22 protein-coding genes and 1 tRNA gene are annotated in these 20,769 nt (G+C 61.8%); 21 read left to right on the top strand and 2 right to left on the bottom strand.

The features are described from left to right. Positions 1-52: 52 nt before the first annotated feature. The 19 genes from I1969_RS10305 (at position 53) to I1969_RS10215 (ending at position 17,293) form a co-directional block, all read left to right on the top strand. Entirely contained in the window at positions 53-2,083 is a 2,031-nt protein-coding gene (locus tag I1969_RS10305) for an ABC-F family ATP-binding cassette domain-containing protein (protein WP_195235048.1), read from the top strand. Then, entirely contained in the window at positions 2,070-2,366 is a 297-nt protein-coding gene (locus I1969_RS10300; protein ID WP_271747946.1) for a hypothetical protein, read from the top strand. The genes I1969_RS10305 and I1969_RS10300 overlap by 14 nt, the downstream gene beginning before the upstream one ends. 10 nt (positions 2,367-2,376) lie before the next feature. Then, positions 2,377-3,060: a site-2 protease family protein gene (locus I1969_RS10295; protein ID WP_195235047.1), complete on the top strand. Its 684-nt coding sequence runs from the start codon at positions 2,377-2,379 to the stop codon at positions 3,058-3,060. 84 nt (positions 3,061-3,144) lie between these two features. Beyond that, positions 3,145-3,951 carry a segregation and condensation protein A gene (locus I1969_RS10290; protein ID WP_195235046.1) on the top strand — a complete coding sequence of 269 codons (807 nt, stop codon included), beginning with the start codon at positions 3,145-3,147 and terminating at the stop codon, positions 3,949-3,951. An 11-nt stretch (positions 3,952-3,962) separates the two neighbouring features. Beyond that, positions 3,963-4,691: an SMC-Scp complex subunit ScpB gene (scpB, locus tag I1969_RS10285; protein WP_195235045.1), complete on the top strand. Its 729-nt coding sequence runs from the start codon at positions 3,963-3,965 to the stop codon at positions 4,689-4,691. Further along, positions 4,678-5,652 (top strand): pseudouridine synthase, encoded by a 975-nt coding sequence (locus I1969_RS10280; RefSeq protein WP_195235044.1) that lies wholly within the window; start codon positions 4,678-4,680, stop codon positions 5,650-5,652. The genes scpB and I1969_RS10280 overlap by 14 nt, the downstream gene beginning before the upstream one ends. Positions 5,653-5,718: 66 nt before the next feature. Then, positions 5,719-6,405: a (d)CMP kinase gene (cmk, locus tag I1969_RS10275; RefSeq protein ID WP_195235043.1), complete on the top strand. Its 687-nt coding sequence runs from the start codon at positions 5,719-5,721 to the stop codon at positions 6,403-6,405. Between the two features lie 3 nt (positions 6,406-6,408). Beyond that, positions 6,409-7,137, top strand: a complete 729-nt coding sequence (locus tag I1969_RS10270) for a lysophospholipid acyltransferase family protein (RefSeq protein WP_195235042.1) — start codon at positions 6,409-6,411, stop codon at positions 7,135-7,137. 2 nt (positions 7,138-7,139) lie between these two features. After that, positions 7,140-8,039: a 4-hydroxy-3-methylbut-2-enyl diphosphate reductase gene (locus I1969_RS10265; RefSeq protein ID WP_195235041.1), complete on the top strand. Its 900-nt coding sequence runs from the start codon at positions 7,140-7,142 to the stop codon at positions 8,037-8,039. 2 nt (positions 8,040-8,041) lie between these two features. After that, complete coding sequence (locus tag I1969_RS10260; protein WP_195235040.1) at positions 8,042-9,484, top strand: DUF512 domain-containing protein; 1,443 nt, start codon at positions 8,042-8,044, stop codon at positions 9,482-9,484. A gap of 10 nt (positions 9,485-9,494) precedes the next feature. After that, positions 9,495-10,829 (top strand): ribosome biogenesis GTPase Der, encoded by a 1,335-nt coding sequence (der, locus tag I1969_RS10255; RefSeq protein ID WP_161116173.1) that lies wholly within the window; start codon positions 9,495-9,497, stop codon positions 10,827-10,829. Next, positions 10,822-11,505, top strand: coding sequence for a glycerol-3-phosphate 1-O-acyltransferase PlsY (gene plsY, locus I1969_RS10250; RefSeq protein WP_195235039.1), 684 nt, complete (start codon positions 10,822-10,824; stop codon positions 11,503-11,505). Before der ends, plsY begins: the two co-directional genes overlap by 8 nt. Before the next feature lie 9 nt (positions 11,506-11,514). Beyond that, the gene (locus I1969_RS10245; RefSeq protein WP_195235038.1) at positions 11,515-12,522 is read left to right on the top strand and encodes an NAD(P)H-dependent glycerol-3-phosphate dehydrogenase; all 1,008 of its coding nucleotides are present in this window, start codon (positions 11,515-11,517) and stop codon (positions 12,520-12,522) included. An 18-nt stretch (positions 12,523-12,540) separates the two neighbouring features. Next, positions 12,541-13,212, top strand: coding sequence for a ribulose-phosphate 3-epimerase (gene rpe, locus I1969_RS10240; protein WP_195235037.1), 672 nt, complete (start codon positions 12,541-12,543; stop codon positions 13,210-13,212). Positions 13,213-13,218: 6 nt separating this feature from the next. After that, on the top strand, positions 13,219-14,397 hold the full coding sequence (locus I1969_RS10235) for a cysteine desulfurase family protein (RefSeq protein ID WP_195235036.1): 1,179 nt from the start codon (positions 13,219-13,221) through the stop codon (positions 14,395-14,397). Next, entirely contained in the window at positions 14,394-15,203 is an 810-nt protein-coding gene (locus I1969_RS10230) for a Nif3-like dinuclear metal center hexameric protein (RefSeq protein WP_195235035.1), read from the top strand. The genes I1969_RS10235 and I1969_RS10230 overlap by 4 nt, the downstream gene beginning before the upstream one ends. Then, positions 15,200-15,919: a zinc ribbon domain-containing protein gene (locus tag I1969_RS10225; protein WP_195235034.1), complete on the top strand. Its 720-nt coding sequence runs from the start codon at positions 15,200-15,202 to the stop codon at positions 15,917-15,919. Before I1969_RS10230 ends, I1969_RS10225 begins: the two co-directional genes overlap by 4 nt. 2 nt (positions 15,920-15,921) lie before the next feature. After that, entirely contained in the window at positions 15,922-17,136 is a 1,215-nt protein-coding gene (gene coaBC / locus I1969_RS10220; protein ID WP_229028398.1) for a bifunctional phosphopantothenoylcysteine decarboxylase/phosphopantothenate--cysteine ligase CoaBC, read from the top strand. 80 nt (positions 17,137-17,216) lie between these two features. Continuing rightward, positions 17,217-17,293: transfer RNA gene (locus I1969_RS10215), tRNA-Pro, on the top strand. A 511-nt stretch (positions 17,294-17,804) separates the two neighbouring features. Here the strand turns inward: I1969_RS10215 and I1969_RS10210 are convergent. Next, the gene (locus tag I1969_RS10210; RefSeq protein ID WP_195235033.1) at positions 17,805-18,380 is read right to left on the bottom strand and encodes a hypothetical protein; all 576 of its coding nucleotides are present in this window, start codon (positions 18,378-18,380) and stop codon (positions 17,805-17,807) included. 192 nt (positions 18,381-18,572) lie between these two features. Here I1969_RS10210 and I1969_RS10205 point away from each other — a divergent pair, with 192 nt between their 5' ends. Together I1969_RS10205 and I1969_RS10200 are read left to right on the top strand one after the other, a co-directional pair. After that, the gene (locus I1969_RS10205; protein WP_195235032.1) at positions 18,573-18,941 is read left to right on the top strand and encodes a hypothetical protein; all 369 of its coding nucleotides are present in this window, start codon (positions 18,573-18,575) and stop codon (positions 18,939-18,941) included. 200 nt (positions 18,942-19,141) lie between these two features. Further along, entirely contained in the window at positions 19,142-19,312 is a 171-nt protein-coding gene (locus I1969_RS10200; protein ID WP_195235031.1) for a hypothetical protein, read from the top strand. Positions 19,313-20,249: 937 nt separating this feature from the next. Here the strand turns inward: I1969_RS10200 and I1969_RS10195 are convergent. Beyond that, positions 20,250-20,678 (bottom strand): hypothetical protein, encoded by a 429-nt coding sequence (locus tag I1969_RS10195; RefSeq protein WP_195235030.1) that lies wholly within the window; start codon positions 20,676-20,678, stop codon positions 20,250-20,252. Positions 20,679-20,769 lie beyond the last annotated feature (91 nt).

Here is a 20,769-nt window from a genome sequence, read left to right as displayed (position 1 = left end):
ACGCAAGTTGGGGCCTTTTTTCATATAGGCACACAAGGTCAAAGGCGGCACCATGATCCTCCTGGTCGACAAGATCGAAAAAAGCTTCGGCGCGCGCGTCCTCTTTAGCGGCGCATCCTTCCAGATCAACCCCGGCGAGCGCTTCGCGCTCGTGGGCCCCAACGGCGCCGGCAAAACCACCATGCTCAAGATCATCATGGGCATCGACAGCCCAGACGCCGGCCAGGTCCAGTACGCAAAGGACTGCCAGGTGGGCTACCTAGAGCAGGAAACCAATCTGGAGCAAAAGGACACCACCATCCTTGCCGAGGTCATGGCCGCCGCCAAGGAAATCCGCCGCATGGGCGAGCGCGCCAACGAGCTTCAGGCCCAGATCACCGAGCTCTCCGAGCAGGGCAAAGACGTCAACGCCCTCCTCAACGAGTACGGCCAGGTCCAGGACCGCTTTGAGCATCTGGGCGGCTACGAGCTCGAGAGCAACGCCCGCAAGATCCTGTCTGGCCTGGGTTTTAAGGTCACCGACTTTGAGCGCCCGTGTTCCGAGTTCTCTGGCGGCTGGCAGATGCGTATCGCGCTGGCAAAGCTCTTCCTGCGCCATCCCGACCTGCTGCTGCTGGACGAGCCCACCAACCACCTGGACCTCGAGAGTGTCCAATGGCTGCGCGGCTTTATCGCCAACTACGATGGCGCCGTGCTCATCGTCAGCCACGACCGCGCCTTCATGGACGCCTGCGTCGACCACGTCGCCGCGCTCGAGAACCGCCGCGTGACCACCTACACCGGCAACTATAGCAGCTACCTTAAGCAGCGTGAGGACAACCTGGAGCAAATGCGCGCCAAGCGTGCTGCCCAGGAGCGCGACATCGCCCACATGCAGGTCTTCGTCGACAAGTTCCGCTACAAGCCCACCAAGGCCGCACAGGCGCAGGAGCGCATACGCAAGATCGAGCAGATCAAAAAGGAGCTCGTTATCCTGCCCGAGGACCACAAGCACATCGACTTTAAGTTCCCCGATCCGCCACGCTCCGGCGATATGGTCGTGGGCCTGGAGAGTGTCTCCAAGTCCTACGGCGACAAGCACATCTACAGCGACATCGACCTCAAGCTCTACCGCGGTGAGCACGTTGCGCTCGTCGGTCCCAACGGTGCCGGCAAGTCTACGCTCATGAAGATCCTCGCCGGCCTGGAGCCGCCCACCACCGGCACCCGCGACCTGGGCACCAACGTGGGCGTGGCCTATTACGCCCAGCACGCGCTCGAGGGCATGACCGAGTCCAACACCGTCCTGCAAGAGATCGACACCGTTACGCCCAAGTGGACCGTGCCGCAGCAGCGCAGCCTGCTGGGCGCCTTCCTGTTTAGCGACAACGATTCCATCGAAAAGCAGGTACGCGTTCTTTCCGGCGGTGAAAAGGCGCGTCTGGCCCTGGCTAAGATGCTCGTGGCCCCCGAGGCACTCCTGTGCCTGGACGAGCCCACCAACCACCTGGACATCGACTCGGTGGACATGCTCGAGAACGCCCTGCAAAACTTCCCCGGCACCATCGTGCTGATCAGCCACGACGAGCACCTGGTGCGCGCCGTGGCCAACCGCATCATCGACATTCGTGATGGCAAGGTCACGGTCTATGACGGCGACTATGACTACTACCTCTACAAGCGCGAGGACCTCGCAGCCCGCGCCGCCGCCGAGGCAGCAGGGGAGAGCACGTCGACCGCAACCAAGGCAGCCAAGTCGACCAGTTCCACCCAGCCCAGCGTCGCCGCCCCCAAGCCGGCCGAGGGCAAAAAGACCAAGGAGCAAAAGCGCGCCGAGGCCCAGGCCCGCGCCGCGCTCAACAAAAAGCTCAAGGGCGTGCGCAATCAGCTCAAGAAGATCGAGGCCGAGCTCGACAAAAAGCGCGCCCGCTATGACGAGCTTATGGAATTGATGGCAAGCGAAGAGCTTTATGCCGATCAGGATAAGTTCAACGCCGCGCTGGGGGAATATAACGGGCTTAAGCAAGAGCTGCCCAAGCTCGAGGACGAATGGCTCGAGCTTTCCACTCAGATCGAAGAGGAGACCGCGCGTGAACTCTCGTAAGGCCGCTGCCGTGGCGATGAGCATCATCGCTATTGCGTGCCGCATCTGCGGTATCTTTATGAGCGCGATGACCGTGCTGCTGTGCTTTAGCGGCCTGACCGCCAAGCTACAGATCGTTGGCTTTGTCGTCGAGCTTTCTCGCGCGCTGCCGAGTTCCATCGCCGGCTACGGCGTCATCACCTCACCCTTTGGCGGTGTGTTTCGCCTGGATTACGCCATCGTGGCCGTCATCCTGTTTGTGGCCGACTACCTGCTCACGCGCGCCTCGCGCCGCGTTCGCTAGGGGGGGCGCCATGTCCAGCAGCTACTTTATGAACCTGCTTGCCAGTGCCGTCGCCGTCATCGTTGGCATCGTCATCCACGAGAGCGCGCACGCCGCCGCGGCCTGGGCGCTCGGCGACAAGACGGCCCGTTCGCGCGGCCGCGTGTCGCTCAACCCGCTCAACCATATCGACCCGTTTGGCACCATCATCCTGCCGCTGTTAATGCTGGCCGCCGGCGGCCCGGTGTTCGCCTTTGCCAAGCCCGTGCCCGTCTACCTCAACAACCTCAAGCACCCCAAGCGCGACGAGGTCCTGGTGAGCGCGGCAGGCCCCGCATCGAATATCGCGCTCGCGTGCCTGGCCGCAATCCTCATGCACCTGACCTACGGCAACCTCTACACCAGCATGTCCTTTGCCGTAGCGTCGCAAATCATGAACTTTGGCGCCACGTTTATCGTGGTTAACCTGTCGCTCGCGTTCTTTAACCTCATCCCGATCCCGCCGCTCGACGGCTCGTCGATCATCGTCCCGTTCCTCAAAGGCAAGGCGCTCGCCAATTACTACCGCCTGCAGCAATACGCCATGCCCATCCTCATCATCGTGCTGTATCTGCTGCCCATGTGGACCGGCATTGACGTGATCGGACGCTATTTCGACGTTACCGTGTATCCACTGGCAGAGCAGCTGCTCACCTTCGCAATCGCCAGCATCTAAGGTAAACTTACAGGTCGACCGCACAAAACGGTCGCAGCATGCACCCAAACCGCGCCGCGAAGGCGCCGTCAAAGGAGGTCGAAGATGTCGTATCGCGTGTCGACGCAGGTCTGCAGCGGACCGTTCGACCTGCTACTGCAGCTGGTAACCCGCCAAAAAGTAGATATCGGCGCCATCTCCATTAGCGAGGTGGCCGAGCAATACCTGGCCGAGGCCGAGCGCATCGAGGCGCTGGACCTGGACGTAGCGAGCGACTTTTTGCTGGTCGCGGCAACCCTATTGGACATCAAGGCCGCCTCGCTGGTGCCGCAGGAGGTCCCACGCAAAGCCGACGATGACGAGATCGACGAAGACCTCGAGGAGCTCAGCGCCCTCGACGGCGACGCCCTCCGCGAGGTCCTGATCCAGCGCCTGATTGCCTACAAGCAGTTTAAGGGCGCGGCGGCGGCCCTTGGCGCCCGCATGCAGTCCGAAAGCCGCATGCACCCGCGCGTGGCCGGCCCCGACCCCGAGTTTTTGGGTCTCATGCCCGACTACCTGGCCGGCATCACCCTGCGCGGCCTGGCCGTCATCTGTGCCGACCTGGACGGCAAGCGCCAGACCTTCCTGCTGGAGGCCGAGCACGTGGCACCGCATCGCGTGCCGCTCGACCTGACGGTGGCCTCGGTCGACCGCTTTACCATGGCGCACCAAACCTGCACCTTCCGCGAGCTGTTGGACGGCGACGCCACCACCGAGCAGCTCGTCGTCACCTTCCTGGCTATGCTGGAGCTCGCCAAGCGCGGCTCGCTCACGCTGAGCCAGGACAAGATCTTTGGAACCATCCGCATCAACCGCGTCGAGGGCGCCGAGGCCTACGTACCCGGCGAGGGCCCCGAGCTCACCGAATAGGAGCGGCAACCATGTCAACCCTTTCCACGCTGGAGACAAATAGCCTCAAAGGCGCCTTGGAGGCGCTCCTGTTGGTGTCGAGCGATCCGGTAAGCGCGCCCGCGCTGGCTGGTGCGTTGGATATCGCTCCTGGCGAGTGTGCATCACTGCTCGCCGAGCTCAAAGTTGAGTACGAGGAGGCCAACCGCGGCTTTCAGCTGCGCGAGGTCGCCGGTGGCTGGCGCCTGTTTACGCACCCTGCCTACCACGATGTGGTCGAGGCCTACGTGCTGAGCTGGGACACGCAAAAACTGTCGCAGGCGGCACTCGAGACCCTGGCCGTGATCGCCTACCACCAGCCCGTTACGCGCGAGGTGGTCAAGGGCATCCGCGGCGTCAACTCCGACGGCGTCATCGCATCGCTCGTGGACAAGGGCCTGGTGCGCGAGCTCGGCCGCGACCCCCAGCGCGGTCAGGCCATCATTTACGGCACGACCAACGCCTTTTTGGAGAAGTTCGGTCTGCGCTCCACCCGCGACCTGCCCGATCTAGAGCAGTTTGCCCCTGACGAGCAGTCACGTCAATTTATCCGCGAGCGCCTAAGCGGCCGCAGCATTCAGTCCACGCTCGAGGAGCAGGCTGAGGATCTGGACGAAGAGCGTGAGCTGCTCGATACCGATATTGATGATGTCGAGGCAGTCGGCGGCGAGGAAACGCTGTCCACCGACGACTATGCGGAGGATACGCATGACGAGGACTAACGAAGCAGGGGAGACGCGCGCCGGCGCTGCGGCGCCCAACGCGGATACGCACGAGTCCGACGCCCAGCCCGTCTACCCGCATACCATGCGCTTGCAGCGCTTTTTGGCGCGCGCGGGCGTGGCGAGCCGCCGCGGGTCGGAGGATCTGATGACCGCCGGCCGCGTGACCGTCAACGGCGAGGTCGCGACCGAGTTGGGCACCAAGGTCGATGTCGACCGCGATCATATCGAGGTCGACGGCACACCCGTTAAGCTCGACCAGGGCGCCGTGTACCTGATGCTCTACAAGCCGACCGGCTATCTCACCACCATGAGCGACCCGCAGGAGCGTCCCTGTGTGGCGGACCTGGTTCCCCGCGACCGATTTCCGGGCCTGTTCCCGGTGGGCCGCCTGGACCGCGACACCACGGGCCTTTTGCTCTTTACCACCGACGGCGACCTGTCGCAGGACCTGCTGCACCCGAGCAAGCACGTCTACAAGACCTACCAGGCACTCGTGGACGGCGAACTGTCCGACCGCGACCTCACGCCGCTGCGTCGTGGCATCGAGCTCGACGACGGTCTATGCCAGCCGGCAATCTGCCGCGTCATCACCGCTCGCGAAGCCGAGGCCGTAGCTCCCCAGGGCGTCAAGCCCGGCACCACCGCCGTGGAGGTCATCATCCGCGAGGGTCGCAAGAATCAGGTTAAGCGCATGCTGAGCAAGATTCACCACCCGGTAATCCGTCTGCATCGCTGCAACTTTGCCGGCCTGGAGCTCAAGAACGTGGCCAAAGGCTCGTGGCGCGAGCTCTCCGACCGCGAGGTGCAGATCCTTAAGGCCGGTGGCATCCCTCCCAAGCAGGCCAGCGCCATGCGCGGTGACAAGCCCCAGGAAACCCCCGCCAGCCGCACGCGTCATCACGGCAGCCACGGCTCCGCGCCCAAGCGCAACACCTACCGCGAGCGCTACACGGTCTAGGCAACCTGCCGCGCCCCAACGCCCGCGAACCATACCAGCACGTCAAACATTGAAAGGAAGCATTATATGATCGTCGCCATCGACGGCCCCGCCGGTTCCGGCAAGTCCACCATCGCCAAGGAGATCGCCCGCCAGCTGGGCTTTAACAAGCTCGACACGGGTGCCATGTATCGCGCCGTCACCTTTGCCGCGCTCGACCGCGGCATCGACCTGGACGACGAGGCGGCCATCGACGCCCTCGCCGAGCAGATCGAGATCCGCTTTACCAACGGTACCGGCGAGGACACGCGCCTGACCATCGACGGCACGGACGCCTCGGCCGTCATCCGCACCCCGCAGGTGGACGCCAACGTCTCCAAGGTCTCGGCCTATCCGGGCGTGCGCGCCGCCATGCTCATCCATCAGCGCCGCGCCGCCGAGGACCGCGATATCGTGGCCGAGGGTCGTGACATCGGAACCGTCGTGTTCCCCAACGCGCAGGTCAAGGTCTTCCTGACGGCCGACCCGCGTGAGCGCGCCCGTCGTCGCGTGCTGCAGCGCCATCAAAACGACGCCCAGCCGCTGACCACTGAGCAGCTCGAAGCCGAGGTCGACGAGACCCTCGACGCCCTCAAGCAGCGCGATAAGCTCGACAGCAGCCGCGAGGTCGCCCCGCTCGTGCCCGCCGAGGACGCCGTGCACGTCGACTCCACCGCCCATACCATCGACGAGGTCGTACGCATCATCGAGGACCTCATCAACCAAAGGAGGTAGCCCATGCGCCTGTTTAAGCAGACGCCCGAGGACTATTACAACGCCCCCTACGCCGAGTTCCCGGCGCTCATCCGCGGCACCGTCGTCGTGGTCATGGCGATCCTATGGGCCTTCTCCAAGCTCATGTGGCGCTGGAAGGTGGAGGACGCCGATCTGCTGTTTGAGCGCCAGGAAGGCCACGGCAGCGTAGTCATCTGCAACCACACCTCGATGGCCGAGGTGCTCGCCGTGGAAACCGCCCTGTTCTTTGGCGGCCGCCGCGTGCGCCCCATCTTTAAGTCCGAGTTCGCCAAGACCAAGATCGTGCGCTGGGCCTTTAGCCGCGTGGGCGGCATTCCCGTCGAGCGCGGCACCGCCGACATGAAGTGCCTGCGCGCCGCCCAGCACGCGCTGCAGCGCGGCGAGGACGTCCTGATCTTCCCCGAGGGCACGCGCATCCGTTCGCGCGAGATCAAGTCCGAGGTCCACGGCGGCTTTGCGCTCATCGCCCAGATGGGCAAGGCGCCTGTCAACCCACTCGCCATCTGCGGCTGGTCCGACATTACGCCAAAGGGCAAAAAGCTCATGCGCCCCAAGAAGTGCTGGATTCGCGCCGGCAAGGCCGTCTCGCTTTCCGACGCACCGGCCGGACTCAAGCGCACAGAGCGCTTGGCATGGTTTGAGACCGAGGCTATGGACCGCGTCTACACCATGCGCGACGAGCTGTGCGACGAGCATCCGGGCAGGTTCTAGCCATGAGCGAGAACGCAACGAACACCGCCGCGACCGCGTCCGATCAGGACACGGTTCCCACCATCGAGATCGCCGCCCACGCGGGCACCTGCTACGGCGTGCAGCGCGCGCTCGATATGGCCCTGGCGGCCGCCCCGCAGGCAGGGGAGAGCACTCAGGTCCACACCCTGGGCCCGCTCATCCATAACCCCATCGTGGTGCGCGAGCTTGCCGAGGCGGGCGTCGGTCTGGCTGAGACCCTTGACGATGCCGCGTCGGGCACCGTGATCATTCGCGCGCACGGTGTGGTGCCGCAGGTCATCGATGCCGCTCGCGAGCGTGGCCTCGACGTGGTCGATGCCACCTGCCCCTACGTGAAAAAAGTCCACGTGGCGGCGGAGCGCCTGGTACGCGAGGGCTACCGCGTGATCGTCGTGGGCGAGCCGGGCCACCCCGAGGTTGAGGGCATCCTGGGCCATGCCGGCGATGACGCTCAAGTCGTGAGCTGCGCCGCCGATGCGGACGCGCTGCCGCTCAAGGGCAAGGTTGGACTCGTCGTGCAGACCACCCAGACCGCGCAGAACCTGGCCGAGGTCGTGGCTGCTATCACCCCGCGCGTGCAGGAGCTGCGTGTGATCAACACCATCTGCGCCGCCACGAGTGAGCGTCAACAGGCAGCAGCCACACTTGCCAACCGCTGCGACTGCATGGTCGTCGTGGGCGGCAAGAACTCGGGCAACACCCGCCGCCTGGCGCAGATTTGCGCAGACGCCTGCGAGCGCACGCATCACATCGAGGAAGCTTCAGAGCTTGAGACCGCTTGGTTTACCGACGCTCACCACATCGGCATCACCGCCGGAGCCTCCACCCCGCAAGAACACATCGAGCGCGCCGTCGAGCGCATCAAGGAGCTTTGCCGCTAATCATGGACCAGACCGTACCCGCATACGCCGCCGAGGTGGCCGATTACGGGCGCAGCCGCGACCCCGAGCCGGGTGAGGGAGCGCTCGTAAAGAACGTGCGTCCCGAATCGCCCGCGTGGGATGTGGGTATCGAGCCGGGCATGCGCGTGCTCACGGTCAACGGTGAGGCGCTCACCGACATGATCGTGTGGCTCTGGGAGGCCGACGACGACACCGTCGACCTCGAGGTTTTCGACCCGCGCGACAACAGCGTCACCCCCGTCGAGCTCGACCGCTTCCCGGGAGAGGACTGGGGCCTTGAATTCGATGGCCCCATCTTCGATGGTATGCGCACCTGTGTGAACGCCTGCGTATTTTGCTTTATGACGATGCTCCCCAAGGGCGGCCGCTCCACGCTCTACATCCGCGACGACGACTATCGTCTGAGCTTTTTGCAGGGCAACTTCGTCACGCTCACCAACCTCACCGACGAGGACGTGCAAAACGTCATCCAGCGCAACATGAGTCCCATGAACGTATCGGTCCACGCCGTGAGCCCCGACGTCCGCCGTCGTATGATGGGCCGCAACGCCCAGCGAGGCATGGACGTGCTCGAGACCATCATGGCCGCCGGCATCGAGATCCACGCCCAGATCGTGTTGTGCCCCGGCATGAACGATGGCGAGGAGCTGGAAAAGACCCTGCGCTTTTGCGAGGAGCACGAGCAAATCACAAGCCTGGGCATTGTGCCGCTCGGTTTTACCAAGCATCAGAACCGCTTTAGCTGGTCATACAGCGACAAGCCCGAACTGGCGCGCGAGACCATTGCCATGATCCGTCCCTACCAGGATCGTGCCTACGAGCGCTTTGGCCGCCATACCTTCCAGATGAGCGATGAGTTCTATCTGGACGCCGGCATCGAACCTCCCGAGGCAGATTTTTACGACGGCTACCCGCAGTACTACGACGGCATCGGCATGATCCGCTCGTACCTAGACGAGACCGACGACGTGCTTACCGCCGACGCCGAGCGCCTAGCCCGCGTCCGCGAGGCCATTGCCGCCCGTAGCCTGCGCCTCCTGTGCCTCTCCGGCGCCAGCGCACGCGACACCGTGGCGCGCTTTGTGGAATCGCCACAGGGGCTCGCCGGCACCGTCACGGCCATCAAGAACCGCTACTTTGGCGGAAACGTGGACGTGACCGGTCTCATCGTCGCCTGCGACATTCTGGAGCAGCTGCCCCAAGACCTGTCGGGGGTTATGCTCTTTGTGCCTAAGCTCATGTTCAACGCTGACGGCATGACGCTTGACGAGTATCATCGTGACGATTTACTCGCAAGCCTTACCAGTCGCGGCGCCGAGGTTCATGTGGTGTCGACCATGCCGCATGAGCTGCTCGATACCCTGGAGCACATCCTTGGCATTGTGCCCGCGGACTCTAACATTTCCACTGACCCTACCCATTAAAGGAGTGCAGATGAAACCTATCGTCGCCGTCGTCGGACGCCCCAACGTGGGCAAGTCCACGCTCGTCAACCGCCTGGCCCAGACCTCGGACGCCATCGTCCATGAGTCCCGCGGCGTCACGCGCGACCGCTCGTATCACACGGCCGACTGGAACGGCCGCGAGTTCACCATCGTCGACACGGGCGGCATTGAGCCGCTCAAGAGCGACGACGTCTTTGCCACGTCCATCCGCGACCAGGCGCTCGCCGCCGCCGAGGAAGCCGCCGTCATCCTGTTTGTGGTCGACGGTCGCACCGGCGTCACCGAGGAGGACGAGTCGGTCGCCCGCATGCTCAAGCGCTGCGACAAGCCGGTCTTTCTGCTGGTGAACAAGCTCGACAACCCCGATCGCGAGAATGACAGCATCTGGGAGTTCTATTCCCTCGGCATCGGTGAGCCCACGCCGCTCTCGGCCCTGCACGGCCACGGCACGGGCGACCTGCTCGACGACATCGTGGCCCTGTTGCCCGAGGAGGAGGACGAGATCGCCGACGAGTTCCCCGACGCGCTGAACGTCGCCATCATCGGCCGCCCCAACGCCGGTAAGTCCTCGTTGTTCAACCGCATCCTGGGCGCCGACCGCTCCATCGTGTCCAACATTGCCGGCACCACGCGCGACGCCATCGACACCGTCGTGGAGCGCAACGGCAAGCACTACCGCATGGTCGACACCGCGGGTATTCGCAAGAAGAGCACCGTGTACGAGAACATCGAGTACTACTCCATGGTCCGCGGCCTGCGCGCCATCGACCGCGCCGACGTGGCGCTGCTCGTCGTCGATGCCTCCGTGGGCGTCACTGAGCAGGACCAGAAGGTCATGGGTCTTGCCATCGAGCGCGGCTGCGCCATCGTGGTGCTGCTCAACAAGTGGGATCTGCTCGACGACGACCGTAAGCGCGAGGCCTGCATGGAGACCATCGACCGCCGTCTGGGCGTCATGGCTCCCTGGGCCCAGTACCTGCGCATCTCTGCCCTCACTGGCCGCAGCGTCGAGAAGATCTGGGCGATGGTCGACGCCGCCGAGAAGACGCGCTCGCAGAAGATTAGCACCTCACGCCTCAACACGTTCCTCACCGACCTGCGCGAGTTCGGTCATACCGTGGTGGACGGCAAGCGCCGCCTGCGTATGCACTACGTGACCCAGACGGGCGTCAACCCGCCGACGTTCACGTTCTTCGTCAACCACAGCGACCTGGTCAACGACACCTACCAGCGCTATGTGGAGAACCGTATGCGCTCGACCTTCGACTTTGCCGGCACGCCCATTCGACTCTTCTTTAGGAAGAAGGAGCAAAAGGATGCATAATCCGATTCTTCTGACCGCCATCTGCGCCGTGGTCTCGTTCTTTATCGGGGCGATTCCGTTTGGACTGATCTTGGGCCGCGTGTTCAACCACACCGACATTCGCAAGGCTGGCTCCGGCAACATCGGCACCACCAACGCACTGCGCGTGGCCGGCCCCAAGGTGGCCGCGCTCACGCTGCTGCTCGACTGCCTTAAGGGCGCCATCTGCGTCCTTATCGCGCGTCCGCTCATTGCTGACTTGGGCTATGGCTTCCCCGTGAGCATTATGGCCCCCGGTGCCGCCGGCGACTGGATGCTCGGCGTCATCTGCCTGGCAGCCGTGTGGGGGCATATCTTCTCGCCCTACCTTAACTTCCATGGCGGCAAGGGTATCGCAGTTGGTCTGGGCGTCATCCTCGCCTGGTACTGGCCTATTGGCCTGTCGCTGCTCGGCATGTTTATCGTGGCCGTCGCCATAACCAAGTACGTGTCGGTGGGCTCGCTAGCCGCTGCCATCGGTCTTCCCATCGCTGCTTGCGCGGTCTTTCCGTACAGCAGCCTGGGCCTCAAGTTCTGCATGGCGCTGATCGGAATCACCGTGGTGTGGGCCCATCGCTCGAATATCCATAAGCTCATGGCCGGTAAGGAGTCCAAGCTCTCGTTTACCAAGCGCGTCACCGAGCCCGACGATAAGTAGGAGAGAGTCATGAATGTTGCGCTGATTGGCTCCGGCTCCTGGGGAACCGCCGTCGCCGGCCTTGCCGCCGCGCGAGCCGAGCGCGTGACCATGTGGGCCCATAGCGAGCAGACGGCCGCCGGCATCAATGGCGAGCACCGCAACCCCCGCTACCTTGTGGGCTACGAGCTGCCCGGCAACGTCGTCGCCACCACGGACCTGTCGCAGGCGCTCAACGGCGCCGAGGCCATCATCTTTGCCGTTCCTTCGACGCACCTTCGCAGCGTGTGCCACCAGGCGGCGCCCTTTATCGACGCCGATACCCCGGCGCTCTGCCTCACCAAGGGCATTGAGCCCGAGTCCGGCCTGCTCATGAGCGAGGTCATCGCCAGCGAGATCGGCAACGAGGCACGTGTCGCGGCTCTTTCTGGCCCCAACCATGCCGAGGAAATCTGCCGCGGAGGTCTTTCTGCCGCCGTCATCGCCAGCGAAGATCCACAGATAGGGGAGACCTTTAAGGACCTGCTTCTGTCAACGGCCTTCCGCATCTACCTGTCGCTGGACATGACCGGTGTCGAGGTCTGCGGCGCCATGAAAAACGTAATCGCCATCGTGTGCGGCATCTCCGCCGGCACCGGTGCGGGCGACAACACGCTCGCCCTTATCATGACACGCGGCCTGGCAGAGATCAGCCGTCTGGTGCACGCCCGCGGCGGTCAAGCTATGACCTGCATGGGACTTGCCGGCATGGGTGACCTCATTGCCACCTGCACCTCGGAGCATTCGCGCAACCGCACCTTTGGCTACGAGTTTGCCCACGGCGTGTCGCTCGACGAGTATCAGACGCGCACGCATATGGTTGTCGAGGGCGCCGTCGCGGCCCGCAGCGTGAGCGAGCTTGCCCGTTCACTGGGCGTAGACATTCCGCTCACCTTTGCCGTGGAGCAAACGCTCTACAACGGTGTTACTTTGGATAGGGCGCTCGAGATTCTTACCGACCGCGTACCCTCCCAAGAGTTCTACGGACTCACCGACTAGCGCAGAAAGGCTTCTACCATGGGTTCCATTAAAATCGCTCCGTCCATCCTTTCGGCCGATATGGCCAACCTCAAGGGCGACCTCGACAAGATCGCCGGCGCCGACTACGTGCACTTCGACGTCATGGACGGCCACTTTACCGGCAACCTCACCTTTGGCGTCGACATCCTTAAGGCCGTCAAGCGCTCCACCGATGTACCGGTCGACGCGCACCTGATGGTATCGAACCCCGACGAGACGGTCGATTGGTACGCCGACGCCGGCGCCGACATGATCACCGTGCACTACGAGGCTTCCACGCACCTGCACCGCACGCTCACGCATCTGCAGCAGCGCGGCGTCAAGGCCGGCGTTGTGCTCAACCCCGCCACCCCCGTGTGCGTGCTCGAGAGCATCATCGACGTCGTCGATATGGTGCTGCTCATGAGCGTGAACCCAGGCTTTGGCGGCCAGAGCTTTATCCCGGGCACCATCGCTAAGCTCCACGAGCTCAAGGCCATGTGCGAGCGCCACGGCGTGTCGCCCATGATCGAGGTCGACGGCGGCATCTCTTCCAAAAACATCGCCGAGGTCGTCAAGGCCGGTGCAAATGTCCTGGTGGCCGGCTCCGCCGTATTTAAGTCCGAAGATCCCGCTGCCGAGGTTGCGCTGCTGCAGAAGCTGGGCAACGAGGCTGCACAGGAGGCATAAACCCTTATGACCGCAGGTCAAAACCGCATACCCGTGAATCTTGACTACGCCGCCTCGACGCCTATGCGCGCCGAGGCGCGCCTTGCGCAGCGTGAGTACGACGACAGCGAGCTTGCCGGCGTCAACCCCAACTCGCTGCATTCGCTCGGCCGCAAGGCCGCTGCACGCCTGGAAGTCGCCCGTCGCGAGATCGCCCGAAGCTTTGGCGCACGCGTTCGCCCGTCCGAGATCATCCTCACCAACGGCGGCACCGAGGCTAACCAGCTGGCGCTGCTCGGACTTGCCGAAGGCGCTCGTCAGCGCGACCGCAAGCGCAGCCGCGTGATCGTATCTGCCATCGAGCACGATTCGATTCTGGACAACCTGCCGCTGCTGCGTGCCGCCGGCTTTACCGTCGACCTGGTGCAGCCCTGCCGCGCGGGCTACATTGAGCCTGCCACGCTTGTCGAGCTGCTGGGCGACGACGTGGCGCTCGTGAGCATCATGGTTGCCAACAACGAGACCGGCGTAGTGCAGCCCATCCGCGAGCTTGCCGCTGCTGCACACGCCGCCGGCGCCCTGATCCACACCGATGCCATCCAGGGCTATCTGCATATTCCGCTCGATGTCACCGAGCTGGGCGTCGATGCTATGACCGTTGCCGCGCACAAGATCGGCGGCCCCGTAGCATCCGGCGCACTCTACCTTAAGAACCGCACGCCGCTGCGTCCGCGCATCTTTGGCGGCGGACAGGAGGCCGGTCGTCGTGCCGGCACGCAGGACCTGCGCACGCAGCTGGCCTTTGCCGCTGCCGCCCGCACGCTGGCGCCCCATGTGGCCCAGGAGCGTGCGACGCTGCAAACCCTTTCCGACAAGCTCTACGCCACGCTTACGGCCCACCCGCGCATTCACGCCACGATGGGCGACTACGCGCAGGCCGACCGTCTGCCCGGCATGGTATCGATATACATTGACGGCATGGACTCCGAGGAGCTCATCATTAAGCTCGACGCCGCCGGCTTTGAGGTATCGGCAGGATCGGCGTGCTCGAGCGGCAGCATGGACCCGAGCCATGTTTTAAGCGCGATGGGCATCGGTCGCGAGCAGGCATTGGGCGCACTGCGCATTTCCTTTGATGACCGCGTGAATCCCGACGATCTGGACGAGTTTGCCCAGACGCTGCTCACGATCGTAGGCGCCGCATGATCGTCGCCGAGCTTGAGCGCGCGCTGCTGGCACGCTATCCCAAGACCGATGCCGAGAGTTGGGATCATGTAGGACTCTCCGTCGGCGACCCTGCCGCGGAGATTACCGGTGTTGCCTGCGCGCTCGATGCGACCGAAGCTAATGTTCGCCGCGCCCAAGAAGCCGGCGCCAACGTGCTGCTGACGCATCATCCCATCTATATCAGGGCGCCCGAGGCCTTTTGCCCGGCGGATGCGTCACGCCCCCAGTGCAGCGCGGCGCTCTATGAGGCCGCCCGCTGCGGCGTGAGCATTATTTCGCTCCATACCAATCTGGACCGCTCGCACGAAGCGCGCACCTGCCTGAGTGAGCTGCTGGGTGCCGCACCTGTGAGCTCACTGGAGTACGTGGACGACCCCGAGGCCACCGGCCTGGGCGCGCTTACAACGCTCAACGACCCGAGCACGCTGCGCGATCTTGCCGCCCGTGCTGCCACGGCCTTCGGAAGCGACCCGCGTGTATGGGGCGATGCCGAGCGCTCGTGCCGCACCGTCGCCATTCTGGGCGGCTCCCTCGGTGACTTTGGCGAACTTGCCATCGCCGCCGGTGCGGATGTTGTCGTGACGGGCGAGGCAGGCTATCACGTGGCGCAGGACCTTGCCTTGCGTGGGCTACCGGTGATCTTGCTCGGCCACGACCGCTCCGAGGAGCCGTTCGTTGATATATTGATGAACTCTGCAGTTGACGCCGGGGTCGACCCCCGTCATGCGATTAAAATACTGAACCCTTGCCAATGGTGGACTGTGACAAAAGGAGAGAACTTATGAGCGCCGGCGCTACGCTACTCAAGCTGCAACAGATCGATTTGGAGCTCGCCCGCAACAAGAGCGAACTTGCTAATATGCCGGAGCTCAAGGAGCTCGCTTCCAAGCGCAAGACCTACGTTAAGCTCAAGGCCGAGATGACCAAGCTTTACGCCCAGCGCAAGGATCTGGATATTGAGCTCGACGATCTCAACACCACCGAGATCCAGACCAACAACGCCATCGAGGCTGCCAAGAAGCGCCACGTTGATGGCTCTGACTACCGCGAGGTTCAGGACCTGGAGAATGAGCTTGCCACCCTGGCAAAGCGTCTGGACAAGATCGAGCACACCCGCAAGGATGTCGTTGTCGCCCATAAGGAGGCGCTCGACCGCGAGACTCGTGCGCAGGCCATCATCGCCAAATTCGAAGAGGGCGTGACGGCCGATACCAAGGCCGCTCGCGCCAAGGCCGCCGACCTCCAGGCTCAGATTGACGCCGCCACCAAGGAGCGCACTGCGCTGGCCGCCACGCTGCCGACCGACGTGCTCACCGATTACGAGCGTCTGCTCAAGCAGTTCCGTGGCCTGGCCGTCGAGACTATCAAGGGCAACATTCCCACGGTCTGCCACACCGCGCTGCAGGCGTCGTCCATGAGCGACCTCAACCACGACGGTAGCGAGATTACGCACTGCCCGTACTGCCACCGCCTGCTCGTGCTCCCCAGCAAGGAAGCCTAACGATGACGGCGGCATCCAACAATTCAATGCAACTTGAGGGAAAAACGATCCTGCTGGGCATTACCGGCGGGATCGCCGCCTATAAGTCGTGCAATATCGTGCGCCTACTACAAAAACGCGGCGCGCGCGTTAAGGTCGTTATGAGCGAGCATGCCACCGAATTTGTGGGCCCGCTCACCTTCCGTGCACTCACCAACGAGCCGGTCGCTATAGGTCTGTTCGACGACCCCTCCGACCCCATCCACCACATTTCGCTGGCGCAGGAGCCCGATCTGGTGGTCGTGGCGCCCGCGACGGCCAATATCATCGCCAAGATGGCCAACGGTATCGCCGATGACCTCATCTCCACCACGCTGCTTGCCACGCCGCGACCCATTGTGATCGCGCCGGCCATGAACAATGGCATGTGGAAGGCGCCGGCGACGCAGGCCAATATGGCCGCGCTGCGCGACCGTGGCGTCCATGTGGTGGGCCCCGGCAGCGGCTACCTTGCCTGCGGCGACGTGGACACGGGACGCATGAGCGAGCCCGAAGACATCGTTGAGGCCGTCTGCGAGGTGCTCAGCCCCGTGCCCCAGGACCTTGCAGGCAAGCGCATCGTGATTACTGCCGGCCCCACGCACGAGCCGATCGACCCCGTGCGCTTCATCGGCAACCGTTCGTCGGGCAAGATGGGCATCGCCCTTGCGGATGAGGCCGCACGCCGCGGTGCCGCCGTCACGCTCGTGCTGGGACCGACGTCGCTCGATGTCCCCCGCGGCGTGGAGTGTGTGCGCGTACAGACCGCCGCAGAAATGCTGCAGGCAGCTCTGAGCGCCTTTCAGACGGCCGATGCGGCCATTTGCGCGGCTGCCGTCGCCGACTACACACCCGCGGCCCCTGCCGACCATAAACTCAAAAAGGCCAACGAACGCTTGGATCGTATCGAGCTCGTCGAGACCGTTGATATTTTGGCCGAGCTCTCGCGCCAGAAGGGCGAGCGCCGTGTGATCGGATTTGCAGCCGAGACCGATAACGTCGTGGAGTACGCGCAGCACAAACTTGCCCGCAAGGGTTGCGATGCCATTATCGCCAACGATGTCTCGCGCGCCGATTCGGGCTTTGGAACCGACACCAATAAGGCCTGGATTGTAAGCACAGCAGGGACGCAAGAACTTCCCGTGCTAACAAAACCCCAGCTCGCAGATACAATTTTGGACTTGCTCAAAAATAATTAAAAAAGTTCTTGCACAAGGCCAAAGTTTCGGGTTAATATATTCCCTGTTGCGAGCGAGAGCAGAGCAACAAACAAAAGCTTCGGGACGTGGCGCAGCTTGGTAGCGCACTTGACTGGGGGTCAAGGGGTCGCTGGTTCGAATCCAGTCGTCCCGACCAGAAGTTTGCAGGTCAGGCACCTAGTGCCTGACCTTTTTTGTTTTAAGCAATTGCTTAATTTTGATTAAGCAACAGGATGCCAAAAATCTACCTGCGCGATATTCGCTTTTTTCAGTTACTTGCGCGTTTTGCACGCGCTTGTGCCGATTTATTAACGCGATATGAATCTACATACGCGTAGCTGGTATACAGCCGAGTACAGGCTGTATTTATCGCGGCGATTTACACAGATATAGCCACTGTAACGAACAAGCGTGTCGCTGTATTTATTCCAGTAGTTCACTTGATCGGTGGACAAGTGGGCTGTTGCAACGAAACGCCAAACGGGATGGGCTCTATACGAGGACGCCGCAGAGGTAATAGCGGGGGAGTGCGGCAGGCGCACTGAGAGCCGCTGTACGACCCCATTTCTCCTCAACCCGATAACCTGTCCTACGAACCTCAAACCGTTCGTAAACTTGCCAAAAGAAGGCCCGTGCAATCCTGCGCGGGCCTTTATCCCTATGTCGGCTTATATGACAAACTTCTCCCAACCACCGACATTAGTTTCGGTTGCATTCATGCGCGATCTGATTCCCGTCGAGGTGGTGAGGAACGTCAGGCCTGCCTTGCCGCTGCCATCTGCCAAGTCGTCGTGGTTGATGCCGATGATTCGGTAGGTCATGGTGTCATCGTTCGTGATCTTGACCGACCAAGTCGTTCCCGCATCCATAGCGGCCTTCGCCTTGGCGTACACTGGCGACGCCTCGCCCTTCGCTGCGATGTCCTCGGCCACGGCCTTCTGTTCAACGAGCGTCCAGTCCTTGACGTCCTTGGCCACAGCCGCCTGTACGGTCACTGAATCGGCTCCCACGGAACCGCCGCCGGATGCTCCGCCGCCCTCGGCGCCAGCGCTAGTCCCGCTATTCACAGTGTTGCCGACCAGGTTGAACTGGTTGCGGATGGCTCCCGCCACACCGGGTCCCGCGAACACGATGACAAGACCGATGACGGCGATGATCAGGACGTACTCGATGATTGACTGGCCCCGGAGATTAGCCGCCCTACGAGCGACCCCCCCCCGAGGCGAAACTTCCGCTGCATGCATATGCGGCTCCCTTCGCTCAGGGTGAATAGAAACGGCTTGAGCGTAGGACTATTCCAAAAGGCTGCGCAGATCTTGCCGCAGCGGCAATCACGCTGAAAGGACAAGGCGGTAAGTCGAGTCATCGTCCAGAATGGATTTGAGCGGTATCCGGTCCCAAAACGTATGCGTTTCACCATGAGAGAGGGATCTGTCATGAGCTGGAAACCGAGAAAATGCGTTATCGCCTTACTAACTCTGGCGACTCTGACGTGTTTCGTCGCCTTAATCGCCGTCAATATCAAACCGCAACACGATGCTTATCCCTCATCTTTGTCCATTAAAATGGGCCAAGATTTCAGCCTCGGCCGAAACGTCAATTATTTTAACAAGCTAAAACCTAATGAGGAAAATATCTTGATGTCCTGGGCATCGTGGTGTCAGCACTGCGAATTTCTCATAGAAGATATGCAACAACTTGATAATTTCGCAGCCTTAAGGAAGAACCTTTTCACTGTTTCCGAGGACAGCACAATTGAAGAAGCCTCGGTCCATGAAGGAGACTTTCCCATATACATAGATTAAGATAAGACCGTGTATGACCAATATAAACTTGAGCATATTCCGTCCGTATTCATACTGGATGATCAAGGAAACATCATCGGCTTATCCGAAGGAGAGGAAGAACCTCTTGCCTTATTAAAGAAATACGCCAAATACAACGGATATAAAGCGGAAGGAGGCGACATCGAGTAACTATCAAAGGCCAGATTAAGGAGCCGGCCATGAAGAAATGCCTGCCCTCCATCGTCTCAGCAACTCTTTGCCCCTCCCTTGTCATGACACCATTTGTACCCGTTGCGGCAGCCCATGCCGACGAGGGATCTCCCGCCGAGAGCAGCGATATCTACGTCGGAGTCAATTACGACGAAAATTACGATATATCCCTTTTTTGAGCGCGGGCGCTGCGCGGATTCATATTCCAAGGCGTGGTGCGATTCTCACGGATCTGCAAATAACCGCCCCGTCCCTCACAAGGTCAAGCTGAACGCGAAGGAGGAGGCTTGCCCGCGCGATCCCTACCTTGCTGGCGCCGCTGAAGTTATCGCCGGTCTCGTGACAACCGGTCCTGGCGGCGGCTTTTTTGCAACCGCAATGACATCGTACCGACTTTTCATTTGCATGTTCTGAAAGGAAGTTGCCATGTTGTCGCAAAATCAATCGAGATACTTGAACACAATCGGCTTTGCCCTGCTTGCATTACTCTTTGCTAGCGACCTTTTGCTGAAACCGCCCAAGGAACTCGTTTTGCTTGCCATAGACTGCATTTCCGCCCTTTACTTTACGGCAACCCTAATCATCGGACTAAAGGAGAGGAAATAAGCCGCAGTCGCCGCATCCGCCGTATGCTTGATCATAACCATTGCATCATTCTTTATCTGACACATTGGTGATTTAGGGGCGATATCGTAGGAATACGACCGGGAGAGTCGGGACCAGATTGCCCGGGTTGCCCGGTCGGCTCGCGCGACGGCGCGGCGGTTCCACAGAAAGATCTCCGGACTTCACGCCGTTTCTGATCGCATTGTAGACAGCCATCTCGTCTTCGCAGTCGGCGAGCACGCGGTGTGCGTCGTTGTTTTGGATGTCCAGTAAATCTCGAAGGTTCCCCATGCACCAGCGTCCGAGATCTGGCCATGCGCGTTGCGCGAGCTGATAAGTGTCGATTGCGATGTTGTAGTTAAAGTCCAGGCCAAAGCCGTCCCAGGCAGAACGGCTTTGTTTCCTTGATTATCAACTTCATCCGGACACTTCCCGCATTCGTCCGTGTGTGTACGGATGAATGCGGGATTCGATACCCCGGCGGCCTGATCGGCAGGCCGCCGGGGACTCTCACTCCTCGATAAAAGCCGGCACTCGGTTAGTCCTGCGCATCTTGAAATCGCCAGTCTCGTGGGAGACGTAGAGAATGCCGTCCATCCCATCTCGCGATGCATATGAAAGGTGAACAGAACCGCAATCCGCTCCATCATTGTCGAGAAGATCGAACGAATTCGGGTCGCTCGTTGCGGCCAAACGACCATTCAGACAAGAGCCATCGTCATTACAGATTTGCCATTCCATGTCTTCGCCTGCAAGAATCGCCATAGACGGCCTGGTCGCGCCATCGTTGGCATACATCCCGTCTATGCCAAACCCATTTTCAGCGCCATCGATGAACGACTGCTCGGACCTATACCTCGCAAATGATGCACATAGCACCATTGCAAGACAAAGCACAAAGCCAACAATCGCTATCTTTGCATAGCTCTTGCCTATCATGTCATTCACCTCGCTCGTATGTATCGAGGTATTCCTGCTTGAGCGTCTGCGAGGACGACTTGATCTTTTCCACGAGCGTGCCGGCCTCGAT

Origin of the sequence: Collinsella aerofaciens, from assembly GCF_015548375.1 — a bacterium.
In the GTDB taxonomy this organism is placed as follows: Bacteria; Actinomycetota; Coriobacteriia; order Coriobacteriales; family Coriobacteriaceae; genus Collinsella; species Collinsella aerofaciens_AB.
Note: the sequence above shows the minus strand (reverse complement) of the source record. Positions and strands in the feature narration are given on the sequence as shown.